This is a genomic window from Mycobacterium sp. SMC-18, from assembly GCF_045310895.1.
In the GTDB taxonomy this organism is placed as follows: domain Bacteria; phylum Actinomycetota; class Actinomycetes; order Mycobacteriales; family Mycobacteriaceae; genus Mycobacterium.
The window spans coordinates 1-12,302 of sequence record NZ_JBJIAL010000017.1 but is presented as its reverse complement, the minus strand read 5'-3'; the positions used below and the strand labels follow the sequence as shown (position 1 = coordinate 12,302).

Here is a 12,302-nt window from a genome sequence, read left to right as displayed (position 1 = left end):
CCGACGTCACTCGACAAGCTTGCTCAAGCAGTACACCCGCTTCGGGGACGTGAAGACCATCGCCTTCGCCGCAGTGGCGCAGGCCGATTCATCGGTGCTGTCATCGACGCGCTGGGCCACCTTGAACACCCCCGTGTGCGAGTTGGCGATCGCCGGAGCCTGTGCGCATTCGATGTTCCTGACGCTCTTGCCGGTGAGATCCAGCGCGTAGCAGTCACCCTCATGCAGGTTCAGGGCGAAGCACAGGCTCGCAGCCTTGGGATCGTCCTGATTGCTGGTGGCGTAGAAGTACGGGCCCTCCGACGGCGCCTTGCCGTCCGGGCACAGTCCCTTCGAGGTCTCGCCCGCCAATTCGTAGACGGCGTCGGAGGATTCGCAGCTGGTCGAGGTGAAATCGAACTTCTCGTAGTCCGAGGTCGTGACGCACTGCCCCGATTTGAGGTGGGAACCGAAGACCGTCGTGGTCTGTAGTCCCTTGCGGGCCATGTTGCCGATGCCGCCGAGTACGACCAGCACCACCACCGCGCCCACGATCCACATCCACGGCTTGATGCCTGACTTGCGCGGCGGCGGCGCATATCCAGGGAACGGGTTCGGGGCACCGTAGTTGGCCTGCGGCTGGCCGGCCCAGGGTTGCGGATTCGGCGGCGGCCAACCCGGCTGGGGTTGCCACGCCTGCTGCCCCGGCGCGGGCGGGATCGGTTGGCCCGGTGGGTTTCCCGGCGGTCCGTGCGGCGTCGGCGTCGGGTCCCATGGGCCTTGCTGCGGTGGCGGTTGCGTCATGGGCTGGTCAGTTCGGGGCCGACGTGCACAAGATGCCGTGCGCAGCTTTCGCCAGCGCGCCGGTGGGACCCGCGTCGGCGCCGTACTGCCCGGCCAGCGCGCCGACGACGTCGGGCCGCGACTGGCCACTGAACGCCATCTGACACGCCTGCAGACCGGCCTGCATGATCGCGTCGTCATCGCCCGGGAAGCCCGCGTTGCGGGCCTGGTTGATGAACCGCTGCTGTTCCGGCGTGAACGGCATCGGCCACGCCGACGCAGGTCCAGCGGCGGCGACGGACAACGCGGAGACTGCGGCAACCACGCCGGCAGTCAGACGGATCTTCATCGACATCTCTCCCCCAAAGTGTCTGGACCCGCGGGGTCGCGGGACCTCAACACGACTCAGCCTAATCGCCCCAGACCGGTTCACGAGACCGATCTTCTGAGGGGCGTCCTCGCACCCGCCTGCGCAGTCACGATCTATCAGCCGAGGCCTTGTTCCGCAATGTCATACACGATGAGCGCGGATGAGAACTGCACGCTGGCGGTTGGATCGGCCAGGTCCACTGCACACAGCGACTCGATGCGCCGTAAGCGCTGGGCAACCGTATTGGGATGAATCAACAGTTTTTCTGCGGTCGCGGTGCGGTCCAGTTTGCAGGCGAAGTGGGTTCGCAGCGTGGCAACGAGGTCGGTGCGGTGTTTGGCGTCGTAGTCGACGATCGGCGCCAGCGTCCGGTTGGCGAAAGCTGTCAGCTTGGCCGGGTCATTGAGCTGCAGGAGCAATCCGACGATGCCGAGATCGTCAAGGCTCACAACGGAATCGGTGCGACCCGAACGCACGGAGATCTCGAGCGCACTCCTGGCGATCCGGTAGGCGTCGCCGTAATCGGATCCGTAAACGGGCGACACCGCGACTGTCGCGGAAATGTTCGGCGCGATCCTGGACAACTCCCGCTGAATGATGACACCCGGGGACTCGTCGCCCTCACGTGGCCAGAGAGCGACCAGCGTTCCGCCATGCATCGCCACCAGCGGACGCGGCTGACGCCCCGATGCCAGCTCGGTGACAGCGGAGAGCGCACGTTGCCACGCCCGGCGGGTGGCCGACTCGCTGGGGCCGGCGAGGGTGGCGACGACGGCGACGTGGGCGACGGACAGATCGTGGCCCGAGCGTCGCGCACGTTCCCGAATCTGGTCCGACGGCTGACCGCTGCCGGTCAGCACATCGGTCAGCAGTTCGCCACGCACCCGTCGTTCGACCTCGGCGGCGGTCTGCATCCGCAGCAACTCCACCGAGATGACGATGGAGGCGTGCTCTACCGCCCGAATCTGTAGGGGGTCAAGTGAATCGGGGACTCCGGGGAACCAGATGCGGGCTGCGACCTCGCTGCCCAGACGCACCCGTGCGACGAGCCAGCCAGTCGAAGCACCCTGATCGTCGACGGCCTCGCCGACCGTCGACGAGTCTGCTGCGGACTCGGCATCCGTCGTCGCGGTCCGGACTGCGACGGCCGGGTAATCGATGCCGTCGGCTGAGCGCGCGAGCTCGATCTGGCGGGCGTCGTCGATGAGCACGGGCCGGCCGATCAGGTCGCTCAACGCCGCGGCAATCCCGCTGACGCCTCCCGAGCGCAAGGTCACTGCGAGCAACCGTTCGTGGATCTGTTCCGAACGCGCGAGCGCATCGCGTTGCTCCCGTAGCGATTTGGTCAGAGTGCGCAATTCATCGAGCCGGCGCGCCGAAGTCACCGCGATGGCGGCATGGTTGGCGAGCAAGGTCAGCCGCTCGATCTCGTAGCGGGTGAAGGTGTGCACCGAGGCGTAGTAGCCGTTGAGTGTTCCCAGCACCTCGGTGCCGGCAATGAGCGGTACGGCGACGATCGCCCGATAGCCCTGCTCTTGTGCCACACCGGCCCAGAGGGCGAATCGGGGTTCAATCCGCACGTCGCGGATAGCCACCGGTTCTCCACTGTGGAAAGCGCGACTCGACGGCGAGGTGCTGTCCAGCCGGATGGGGCGGTCGGAGTTCACCCGTCCGACGTACTCATCCGACAATCCGCTCCAGCCCCGCACGAGCAGTTGCTCGCCGGTGTCGTCGGGGATGAGCACGCCGCAGAAGTCGAAGCCCAGCAGCGTCCGCGCGGTGTCGGCGACCAGGCAGAGCACCTCGGCCAGATCGGTCTCAGCACCGGCAAGGGCACTGAGGGTGCGCAACGCTGCCAGCCACGTGACCAGTTCCGCCCCCGGCCGTTCGCGGCCCGTCGACGTCGTCATCCGATCAGTGTGCATCACGAGGAGATGTAGCCACACACATATTCAGCCGAATAATATGTCTTGCACGACATTGAACGCAGTTGGCGTTGTGATGAGACTCATTGGCATGACCCAAGTCTCACCGGCCCCCACCGTGGTCACGGATGCGCCCCTCACCCCTGTCCGCCACATCCTCAGCCCCGCCACCGGCGCAGTGATCGCCACCGTCCCGGAGCAGGGGGCGCGTGAGGTCGATGCCGCGGTGGCCAAGGCCCGCGCGGCGTTCGAGGACGGGCCGTGGCCGACCATGGTCCGGAGCGAGCGCGCCAAGCTGCTGCTGCGCATCGCCGACGTCATCGAATCCGCCGCCGAGAAGCTCTACACCCTCGAGGCCCAGAACAACGGGCGGCCGATCACCGAAACCCGGGCCCAGCTGTCTCGCGTGCCGGAATGGTTCCGGTACAACGCCGGGCTGCTGGCCGCGCAACGCCAAGCCGTGCTGCCGGGCGACGGGCCCTACCTCACCTATCAGCAGCGGCTACCGCTCGGCGTGTGCGGCATCATCACGCCGTTCAACCATCCGATGCTCATTCTGGCGCGGAGCCTGTCGGCCGCCCTCGCCAATGGAAACACCGTGGTGGTCAAGCCATCTGAGCTGACACCGCTGACGACGCTGGCCCTCGCCGAGATCGTCACCGACGCCGGGCTACCCGACGGCGTGCTCAATGTGATCACGGGCGCGCGCGAGGCGGGCGAGCGTCTCACCGGCCATCCCGACATCGCCAAGATCACTCTCACCGGCGGCACCGAGGCCGGGCGATCAGCAGCCGTCGCGACGGCGTCACGCTTCGCGCGAATCACCGCCGAGCTGGGCGGCAAGACGCCGGTGCTGCTGTTCGACGACGTCGACCCGCAGATCGCCGCCGAGGGTGCAGCCTTCAGCGCGTTCGTCGCGGCCGGCCAGTCGTGTGTCGCAGGGTCGCGATTCCTGGTGCAACGGGGCATCTACGACGAGTTCGTCGCCGCCCTCACTGCGCGCGCCCGGGCCATTCGCGTCGGAGACCCCGCCCTGCCGGACACCCAGATGGGACCGCTCATCAGCGACCGGCAGCGCGACAAGGTCACGGCGCTGATCCGGACCGGCCTCGACCAGGGCGCGACCCTCGCCGCCGGTGGCCAAATACCCTCCCTGCCAAGCCCTTTCGACGGCGGCTTCTACCTCGAACCCACCGTGTTGTCCGACGCCACCATGGACATGACGGTCGCCCGGGAAGAAATCTTCGGGCCGGTCGCCGTGGTCATCCCGTTCGACGGCGAGCACGACGGCGTGCAGATGGCCAACGACAACCCGTACGGCCTCGGTGCCGGAGTGTGGACCACCGATGTGAGCCGCGCCCACCGCGTGGCGGCGCGCATCAACGCGGGCATGGTCTGGGTCAACGACCACCACCGCCTGGAACCGTCCCTCCCCTGGGGCGGCATCAAGGAATCCGGTTCCGGAAAAGACGCCGGCACAGAGTCGTTCGACGACTTCTCCTGGGTCAAGACGATCGTGGTGCGCACCGCTGCCGAGCCCGTCGACTGGTACGGCGGGCAGCCCCAGCGCCGCCTCAACTGACCCACTTCCGACGGCCCGAAAGGCACACCCATGTCCGCAGCACGCTGGCATCACGACATCACCCGAACGCAATGGCTGGTCCTGGCGGGCACCACGCTGGGCTGGGGCCTGGATGGCTTCGCCGGTAGCCTCTATGTCCTCGTCCTCGGCCCCGCCATGAACGAGCTGCTCCCGAACAGCGGCATCGATACCGATGCCGCGGCCATCGGGTTCTACGGCGGCCTGACCGTCGCGCTCTTCCTCATCGGATGGGCGACCGGCGGAATACTTTTCGGCATACTCGCCGACTATTTCGGCCGTACCCGGGTGTTGTCGGCGGGCATCCTCACCTACGCGGCGTTCAGCGCGCTCGCCTTCTTCGCCGACACGTGGTGGCAGCTGGGCGTCCTGCGATTCATCGCAGGCCTCGGATCAGGTGTCGAGGCACCGGTGGGTGCCGCTCTGATCGCCGAGACCTGGCGCAACCGATTCCGGGCCCGCGCCGGCGGCGTGATGATGGCCGGATACGCCGGTGGCTTCTTCATGGCGGCCGCCGCCTATGCACTGCTGGGTGACCACGGCTGGCGCGCCATGATGCTGCTCGCCGGCATCCCGGCCCTGGTGGTGTGGTTCATCCGCCGCTACGTACCCGAGCCACCCGAGATCGGCGCCCACTTGCAAGCACGTCGGGAGCGGAAAGCACTGGGCCACAATCACGTCCACGATCGATTCGTGCTGCGACGCCTGTTCAGCCCGCCACTACTGCACCCCATGCTGGTCTGCACCGCACTGGCCACCGGAGCGCTGATCGCGTTCTGGAGCGTGTCGACGTGGTACCCGCAGATCATCCGGCAGGCGACCAAGGCCGAAGGCCTCCCTTCCGGCGTGGCCGATCACCGGGTCGCGGTGGCCGCGATGCTGTTCAACGCCGGCGGCATAATCGGCTACGCCGCATGGGGTTTCGTCGCCGACGCGATCGGACGCCGGAACGCCTTCGCGATCAGCTTCACGGTCTCGGCCGCCACCATCGCGTGGACGTTTCCGTTCGACCGCAGTCACACCGAGCTGCTCATCGCGATGCCGCTGCTGGGCTTCGGCTTGTTCGGCGCCCTGTCGGGCACCTTCATCTATGGTCCGGAACTCTTCCCGCCCAGTGTGCGTGCCACCGCGCTGGCCGTGTGCAACAGCGTCGGCCGTTACGTCACCGCGCTCGGGCCTCTCACGGCCGGGGTGATCGCCTCGTCGTGGTTCGACGGCAACCTCGGCGTCGCCACCGCCTCGGTGTCGGCGGTAGGCCTGATCGCCGTCATCGGCCTGGCCTTCGCCCGCGAAACCCGCGGGGAACCCATGCCCGTCGACCACCCCACCACCCACACCACCCGGCTCAGCGAAAAGAGCGCATCATGACCGAATACTCCACTGCTTCGGCGATCGTCGTCGGCGGATCCATCGGTGGCCTCACCACCGCACTGTTGCTGCGCGACTTGGGATTCCATGTCGACGTCTTCGAACGCACCCCCACTCCCCTCGACGGTCGCGGCAGCGGCATCGTCCTGCAGCCGGACACCGTGCGCTGGTTCACCGAACGCAGCCGGCAGCACATGGCCGATCTGCACACCGCCACCTCCTACGTGCAATACCTCGACCCCAATGGCGCCACCGTGCACCGGGAGCCCGCCCGCTGGACCTACACCTCGTGGGGCACCTTTTACCGGGCACTGCTCGCCGACTTCGGTACCGAGCACTACCACTACGGCGAATTCGCCTGTGGTTTCAGTCAGGACGAACACACCGCCACGGTGCGGTTCGTCAGCGGCAAGACTGCCAATGCCGACCTCGTCGTCTTCGCCGACGGCATCACCTCACCGGCTCGCGAGCATTTCGATCCCGGTGCCGCACTCACCTACTCCGGCTACGTGGGCTGGCGCGGAACCGTCCCCCTGTCCGAGCTGACAGCCTCCACTCGTGAGGTACTCGGCGACGCCATCACCTACACCGTGATCCCGAATTCGCACATCACGATGTACCCGATTCCGGGTGAACAGAGCCTCGACGAGGCCGACCGGTTGATGAACTACGTCTGGTACCGCAATGTGCCGGCGGGCCCAGAACTCAGCGAATTGCTCATCGACAAAAGAGGATTCAGCGGATCGGTATCGGTCCACCCAGGCCAGGTGCAGGACCGCTTCGTCGACGAACTGCGCACGGCGGCAGCGGCGCAACTCGCACCCGCAGTGGCCGAAGTGGTCGTCAAGACGCCGCAGCCCTACCTGCAGGTGCTGTCGGACGTGCGGTCCTCGCGGATGGCTCTGGGCCGGGCGGCGTTGATCGGCGATGCCGCGTGCGCCTCGCGGCCACATGCGGCCGCCGGAACCGCCAAGGCCGCCGCCGACGCCTGGGCGCTGGCCGATGCGCTGTCCACCTCGGCCGGAGACATCGTGGCAGCCCTGGCCAAATGGGAACCGGCGCAGCTACAGCTGAGCGACAGCCTGCTGCGCCGCGTGGTGGACATGGGCGAACGCTCGCAGTTCCGCAACAGCTGGACACCTGGAGACCCAGACCTGCGATTCGGCCTCTACGGCCCCGGACGCTAAAGCTCTTCACGACGAAAGGAATTCGAAAATGACCGACAACAACTATCTGACCGACCTACCGCTCGCCGGTGAGCTGGTGGCCACCGACTTCGAGAGCTGGCCGGGCTGGCTCAAGACCGAGTTCGCCGAGCACGCCTTCGACGGAAACGTCGGATCCCGCTTGCTGAGCGAGGACTCTCGGGTCCGGGTGTGGGAGATCCGGTTGGCGCCAGGTGAGCGCTGGCACGCCCACCGGCATGTGCTGGACTACTTCTGGACGGCGATCAACGCAGGCAGCAGCCGCCAGCACACCCATGACGGCACCGTCCGCGAAGTCTCCTATCAAGCCGGCGAGACCCGCCACTTCCATTTCGGGCCAGGCGAATTCCTGCTGCACGACATCGAGAACATCGGCGAAACCGAGCTGATTTTCACCACCGTCGAGCATCTCGACAGCGCCAACGACGCGTTGGAGATCGCGCGATGAGACCGCACATCGCCGACGGCGTCATCGACGTTCACGCCCATTGGTTGCCCCGTGCACTGTTCGCACTGCCGCCCGGCGCCCCGTACGGCCCGATGAATGACCGCGACGGCCAGCTGCATCTCGGTGACCTCCCGCTGTCGATCGCCACCGATGCCATGAGCGACGCGACCGCGATCACCGCCGACATGGACCGCGCCGGCGTCGCGCTACGCGTACTTTCCGCGCCTCCGTTCGCTTTTCCGCTCACCGCGGCCGGCGCCGAGTACGCCGGCGCATTCAACACCGCGCTGGCCGATGTCGTCGGAACATCCGACGGACGGCTCCTGGGGCTGGGCATCGTCGCCCTGGGCGAACCCGGAGACATCACCTCGCAGTTGACCGCGCTGCGTGACGCCGCAGGCATCGTCGGCGTCGCAATACCGCCGGTGGTCGACGGCGACTCACTGAATCGGGGCGCATTGCGGCACATCGTCTCCGAGGCCGCTCGTCTCGATCTCGCAGTGCTGGTGCATCCCATGCAGATCGGCCGGCCGGAGTGGAGCGACTACTATCTGGCCAACCTCATCGGCAACCCCGTCGAAACCGCCACTGCGGTCGCGAATCTCGTGCTGAGCGGTCTGAAGGACGAACTGCCCGAGTTACGCATTTGCTTCCTGCACGGCGGCGGCTGCGCACCCGGTCTGCTCGGCAGGTGGGACCACGGCTGGCGGGCCCGTGCCGATGTCCGCGCCGCAGGCAGCCGATTGCCGTCCGACGTCGTCGCCGATCTGTATTTCGACACCGTCACCCATGACGCCCCGCAACTCGAACTGCTCGGCAAGATCGCCGGCAAGGACAAGGTGGTCTGCGGCAGCGACTATCCCTTCGACATGGCCGAATCGGACCCGGTACGGTTCGCGGTCAAGTACGGGCCCGACGAGGACGCACTGACCCGAGCGGCCCGAAACTTCCTGGGAGTGAACTGATGTCGACACTCTTTACACCGCTCACCCTCCGAAGTGTCACCTTCGCGCACCGGGCCTGGATGTCGCCGATGATGCAGTTCTCCGGCGTCGCCGACGGACCGGAAGCCGGCACCCCGACCGACTGGCATTTACAGCATTTCGGTGCGCGAGTGGTCGGTGGCGTCGCCCTGGCGATGGTCGAGGCGACGTCTGTGGACCCCGTCGGCCGCAGCAGCGTCTATGACCTCGGATTGTGGGATGACCGCCAGATTCCGGCATTTCGGCGGTTGACGCACTTCATCACCGAGCAGGGTTCGGTGCCGGGCATCCAGATCGTGCATGGCGGCCGCAAGGCAGCCACCGGGCGGCCCTGGCCGGACCCCAGCCGGACTCCCGAATCCTGGACGACGCTGGGCCCCAGCGCCATTGCGTTCGGACATCGTCCCGTTCCCGCCGTACTGGACGTCGACGAGATCGAGCGAATCGTGGCGAGCTTCGCCGATTCCGCCCGGCGAGCCGCCGCAGCCGGCTTCCAGGTCCTCGAAATCCATGGCGCCCACGGCTATCTCATTCACCAGTTCCTGTCCCCGCAGTCCAACACGCGCACCGATGCGTACGGCGGATCGCTCGACAACCGGATGCGATTCGCGCTGCAGGTCGCCGAAGCGGTTCGCGCCGCGTGGCCGCAGCATCTGCCCCTGTTTTTCCGGGTTTCCGCCACCGACTGGCTTGCCGGGGACACCGACGACCCGCGACCGGGCTGGACCGTCGCGGACACCGTCGCCCTCGCCGTCGGTTTGAAGAAGGCCGGGGTCGACCTCGTCGACGTATCCAGCGGCGGCGCGATTCCCGATGCCCGCATCCCGGTGGCCCCCGGTTATCAGGTGCCCTTCGCGAAAAGGGTTCGCGCCGAGGCGGATATCCCCACTGCGACGGTCGGACTGATCACCGAAGCCGAGCAAGCCGAAGCGGTCGTCTCCGGCGGCGAGGCCGACGCCGTCTTCGTCGCCCGTGCCCTGCTGCGCAATCCCAACTGGGTCCGCGACGCCGCGCAACACCTCGGGGTGACGCTGCCGCACCCGCCTCAATACTCACGGGGATTCGCGTGAGTTCCCGCGGCGGGCAGGTTCACCTGCCCGCCCTGCCGGCCAATGTGGCCCAGGTGCTGGCATGGGGCGTTTCTCTTGCCTCGGCGTGCGGTGAGCCGGCGGACGGCGCTGGCCCGGCACCTACTGAAGCGGAATCTCGACGCCGCGGTCACGCTCCGGACGCGGGCCGAAGATGCGCCGATCCCCCTCGTTGATTCGCACGTCGTTGATGCTCGCCTCGCGGCGTTCCATCAAGCCGTCCGCGTCGAACTGCCAGAGCTCATTGCCGTAGCTGCGCCACCACTGGCCCGCGGCATCGTGCCACTCGTACTGAAACTTGACGGCGATGCGGTTCTCGGAGAACGCCCACAGTGTCTTGCGCAGGGCGTAGTCGTGCTCGCGCTGCCACTTGGCGGTCAGGAACGGCACGATCTCTTCGCGACCGGTGACGAACGTGTCCCGATTACGCCAGACCGAGTCGGGCGTGTACGCCAGGGCGACACGCTGCGGGTCGCGCGTGTTCCAGGCGTCCTCGGCGGCCTGCACTTTCTGGAGTGCGGTCTCTTTCGTGAACGGCGGGACGGGCGGACGTTGTTCGGACATGACTCTCTCTTTTCTCTCATTGAGAACGTGCGTTCTCTACGCGATTCGACTAGCGTAGGGAACGAGCGTTCTCAACGTCAAGGAGGAAATTCGGATGCCCGCGCCGATCAGCGACGAACAGAAGTCCCGCGACCGCGAGGCGCTGCTGGACGCCGCGGAGACCCTCTTCTACGAGCGCGGCATCCAAGCCGTCGGCATGGACGACATTCGCGAGGCGGCGGGGATCGCACTGAAGCGCATCTACGGGCTCTTCGCAACCAAGGAAGAACTCATCGTCGCCGTGCTGCAACGCCGCGACCGCCGCTGGCGCGGCCGCCTCACCGACTACGTGGAACAGCGTGCAGATCCACGAGAGCGAGTCCTGGCCGTCTTCGACTGGCTGGGACAGTGGTTCGCCGAGCCGGGCTTCCGGGGCTGCGCCTGGATCAACGCCTACGGCGAGCTCGGCGCCACCTCGCCGGCAGTCGTGGCCGAAGTACGCGCCCACAAGCAGGCATTCCACGAGCAGATTGCGGGCTGGGTCGCCGCCGTCACCGAGGCACCGCCGGAACCCTTGTGCCTGTTGGCCGAAGGCGCGATCGTGACCGCCGCCATCACCGGCGATACCGAGGCAGCGCAGCGCGCCCGGGAAGCAAGCGAATCCCTCCTGGGATGACGTCGGCCGCCGGGCCGCCCGTCAGAACGGTCGGCTGTTCGCCTGCCATTTGGCGGATTCCGGTCGCGGACCGAAACGCTCGACGTAGCGGTCGTGCATCTGCGACTGCTTCTGCCGCAGGACTTCGTCGATCAGGTTCGGGTCGAGGCCGTGCTGAGTCAGACGGTAGCGACGCCACACCTTGTTGAGCACGAACGCCATCACGAGGGCCCAGAAGTAGATCGGCAGCGTCATTTCGGAGTGCACGTACACCGATGCCGGCAGCAGCCACAACGGCGCCAGCACGAAGATCGGCGGGATGGCGTACCGGATCATGTGCCGGCGTACGGCGCCGTCGTCGGTCAGGTCCTGCCGAACCCATTCCCGCAGGTGGTCCGGTAAGCGCCGCCCGTAGGCGTAGGTGATGCGCTGCCAGAACGTCGGACTGTCGGCGACCATGACGACTCCTTTGCCTGATGAGGTCGACGAGCACCATGCTCTTCGTACCCTAATAGTTAGGACACTATCATTTAGCTTGCTATTCCACAGGGGTGAGACAACTCACGTACGCCGACGGCGAGAGACACTCGCCCGGCCGGATCACGCGCCACCGAGAACCCCGTGCCGGGCACTACGACACAAACTGTTAGGGCCCTAATTGGTAATAAGCTGGGCAACATGTCCGCTGTCTCGGAAGACGTCGACCCTCTGGCCCTCGAACGGCAGGTCTGCTTCGCGCTGGCCATCACCAACCGTGCGGTCCTCGCGATCTACCGGCCACTGCTCGAACCGCTCGGGCTGACGCATCCGCAATACCTGGTGCTATTGGCGTTGTGGGACAACGCAAAAGCCAAGCAGGAGCCGTTGACCGTCAAGCAGATCGCCGCACTGCTGCAGATGGATTCGGCCACCGTGTCCCCGATGCTCAAGCGCCTCGAGACGCTCGAGCTCATCCGCCGCACCCGCAGCGCGACCGACGAGCGCACCACCCACATCACGCTGACACCGAAAGGCGTCGCGCTACGTCGCCGCGCGCTGAAGATTCCGCCGGCGGTGGTCGAACAACTGGGCGTCGGCCTCGACGAGCTGGAACGCCTGCACGAAGTACTGACCCGAATCAATGCCGCCGCCGTTGCCGCCGGCACACTCACGGCGAAATCCGGGTAGCGGCTGGCAACGCCGGCGGGCGCCGGTTCGAAGGTTGTCGCGACGATGCACCGAAAGCCAGATACCAGTGGCGACGGCCATTGGTGAATGACATCGATCGTGGCGGATTCACGGCTCTTCATGATTGAGGGTGTAGAACGGTCAGCTGCTGTCGGCCTGTGATTGGGGTGTCTGGTTGGCTGGGTGTG

General features: G+C 66.7%; 13 protein-coding genes. 8 read left to right on the top strand and 5 right to left on the bottom strand.

What is annotated here, in order from left to right; genetic code table 11:
• Positions 1 to 6: 6 nt before the first annotated feature.
• From ACJH6J_RS16575 to ACJH6J_RS16565, 3 genes are all read right to left on the bottom strand, one after another.
• Positions 7 to 783, bottom strand: coding sequence for a hypothetical protein (locus ACJH6J_RS16575; protein ID WP_406775091.1), 777 nt, complete (start codon positions 781 to 783; stop codon positions 7 to 9).
• Positions 784 to 790: 7 nt separating this feature from the next.
• Positions 791 to 1,111 (bottom strand): DUF732 domain-containing protein, encoded by a 321-nt coding sequence (locus tag ACJH6J_RS16570; protein WP_406775092.1) that lies wholly within the window; start codon positions 1,109 to 1,111, stop codon positions 791 to 793.
• A 137-nt stretch (positions 1,112 to 1,248) separates the two neighbouring features.
• On the bottom strand, positions 1,249 to 3,042 hold the full coding sequence (locus ACJH6J_RS16565; RefSeq protein WP_406775093.1) for a helix-turn-helix domain-containing protein: 1,794 nt from the start codon (positions 3,040 to 3,042) through the stop codon (positions 1,249 to 1,251).
• 106 nt (positions 3,043 to 3,148) lie between these two features.
• Between ACJH6J_RS16565 and ACJH6J_RS16560 the strand changes: the two genes are divergently transcribed.
• From ACJH6J_RS16560 to ACJH6J_RS16535, 6 genes are read left to right on the top strand one after another with little or no spacing between them, the layout of a single operon-like run.
• The gene (locus ACJH6J_RS16560) at positions 3,149 to 4,639 is read left to right on the top strand and encodes an aldehyde dehydrogenase (protein ID WP_212806761.1); all 1,491 of its coding nucleotides are present in this window, start codon (positions 3,149 to 3,151) and stop codon (positions 4,637 to 4,639) included.
• Positions 4,640 to 4,669: 30 nt separating this feature from the next.
• Entirely contained in the window at positions 4,670 to 6,025 is a 1,356-nt protein-coding gene (locus tag ACJH6J_RS16555) for an MFS transporter (RefSeq protein ID WP_212806762.1), read from the top strand.
• Positions 6,022 to 7,212 (top strand): FAD binding domain-containing protein, encoded by a 1,191-nt coding sequence (locus ACJH6J_RS16550; RefSeq protein ID WP_212806763.1) that lies wholly within the window; start codon positions 6,022 to 6,024, stop codon positions 7,210 to 7,212. Before ACJH6J_RS16555 ends, ACJH6J_RS16550 begins: the two co-directional genes overlap by 4 nt.
• Positions 7,213 to 7,240: 28 nt before the next feature.
• Entirely contained in the window at positions 7,241 to 7,678 is a 438-nt protein-coding gene (locus ACJH6J_RS16545; RefSeq protein WP_212806764.1) for a hypothetical protein, read from the top strand.
• Positions 7,675 to 8,643 carry an amidohydrolase family protein gene (locus tag ACJH6J_RS16540; protein WP_406775094.1) on the top strand — a complete coding sequence of 323 codons (969 nt, stop codon included), beginning with the start codon at positions 7,675 to 7,677 and terminating at the stop codon, positions 8,641 to 8,643. The genes ACJH6J_RS16545 and ACJH6J_RS16540 overlap by 4 nt, the downstream gene beginning before the upstream one ends.
• The gene (locus tag ACJH6J_RS16535) at positions 8,643 to 9,731 is read left to right on the top strand and encodes an NADH:flavin oxidoreductase/NADH oxidase (RefSeq protein ID WP_346414518.1); all 1,089 of its coding nucleotides are present in this window, start codon (positions 8,643 to 8,645) and stop codon (positions 9,729 to 9,731) included. The genes ACJH6J_RS16540 and ACJH6J_RS16535 overlap by 1 nt, the downstream gene beginning before the upstream one ends.
• Positions 9,732 to 9,851: 120 nt before the next feature.
• On the opposite strand, the gene ACJH6J_RS16530 is transcribed toward ACJH6J_RS16535, so the two are convergent.
• Positions 9,852 to 10,313 carry a nuclear transport factor 2 family protein gene (locus ACJH6J_RS16530; protein WP_212806767.1) on the bottom strand — a complete coding sequence of 154 codons (462 nt, stop codon included), beginning with the start codon at positions 10,311 to 10,313 and terminating at the stop codon, positions 9,852 to 9,854.
• Between the two features lie 94 nt (positions 10,314 to 10,407).
• On the opposite strand from ACJH6J_RS16530, the gene ACJH6J_RS16525 reads away from it, so the two are divergent.
• Positions 10,408 to 10,968, top strand: a complete 561-nt coding sequence (locus ACJH6J_RS16525) for a TetR/AcrR family transcriptional regulator (RefSeq protein WP_406775095.1) — start codon at positions 10,408 to 10,410, stop codon at positions 10,966 to 10,968.
• A gap of 21 nt (positions 10,969 to 10,989) precedes the next feature.
• On the opposite strand, the gene ACJH6J_RS16520 is transcribed toward ACJH6J_RS16525, so the two are convergent.
• Complete coding sequence (locus tag ACJH6J_RS16520) at positions 10,990 to 11,406, bottom strand: DUF5313 domain-containing protein (protein ID WP_212806769.1); 417 nt, start codon at positions 11,404 to 11,406, stop codon at positions 10,990 to 10,992.
• A gap of 219 nt (positions 11,407 to 11,625) precedes the next feature.
• On the opposite strand from ACJH6J_RS16520, the gene ACJH6J_RS16515 reads away from it, so the two are divergent.
• A complete protein-coding gene (locus ACJH6J_RS16515; protein WP_346414520.1) occupies positions 11,626 to 12,114 on the top strand; it encodes a MarR family transcriptional regulator in 489 nt (162 codons plus the stop codon).
• Positions 12,115 to 12,302: the final 188 nt, after the last annotated feature.

Bases quoted from the DNA above. Each gene is read 5' to 3' on its own strand.
- ACJH6J_RS16570 (WP_406775092.1), bottom strand. From the start codon at position 1,111: ATGAAGATCCGTCTGACTGCCGGCGTGGTTGCCGCAGTCTCCGCGTTG.
- ACJH6J_RS16560 (WP_212806761.1), top strand. From the start codon at position 3,149: ATGACCCAAGTCTCACCGGCCCCCACCGTGGTCACGGATGCGCCCCTC.
- ACJH6J_RS16540 (WP_406775094.1), top strand. From the start codon at position 7,675: ATGAGACCGCACATCGCCGACGGCGTCATCGACGTTCACGCCCATTGG.
- ACJH6J_RS16535 (WP_346414518.1), top strand. From the start codon at position 8,643: ATGTCGACACTCTTTACACCGCTCACCCTCCGAAGTGTCACCTTCGCG.
- ACJH6J_RS16530 (WP_212806767.1), bottom strand. From the start codon at position 10,313: ATGTCCGAACAACGTCCGCCCGTCCCGCCGTTCACGAAAGAGACCGCA.
- ACJH6J_RS16550 (WP_212806763.1), top strand. From the start codon at position 6,022: ATGACCGAATACTCCACTGCTTCGGCGATCGTCGTCGGCGGATCCATC.
- ACJH6J_RS16555 (WP_212806762.1), top strand. From the start codon at position 4,670: ATGTCCGCAGCACGCTGGCATCACGACATCACCCGAACGCAATGGCTG.
- ACJH6J_RS16515 (WP_346414520.1), top strand. From the start codon at position 11,626: ATGTCCGCTGTCTCGGAAGACGTCGACCCTCTGGCCCTCGAACGGCAG.
- ACJH6J_RS16520 (WP_212806769.1), bottom strand. From the start codon at position 11,406: ATGGTCGCCGACAGTCCGACGTTCTGGCAGCGCATCACCTACGCCTAC.
- ACJH6J_RS16575 (WP_406775091.1), bottom strand. From the start codon at position 783: ATGACGCAACCGCCACCGCAGCAAGGCCCATGGGACCCGACGCCGACG.
- ACJH6J_RS16525 (WP_406775095.1), top strand. From the start codon at position 10,408: ATGCCCGCGCCGATCAGCGACGAACAGAAGTCCCGCGACCGCGAGGCG.
- ACJH6J_RS16545 (WP_212806764.1), top strand. From the start codon at position 7,241: ATGACCGACAACAACTATCTGACCGACCTACCGCTCGCCGGTGAGCTG.
- ACJH6J_RS16565 (WP_406775093.1), bottom strand. From the start codon at position 3,042: ATGACGACGTCGACGGGCCGCGAACGGCCGGGGGCGGAACTGGTCACG.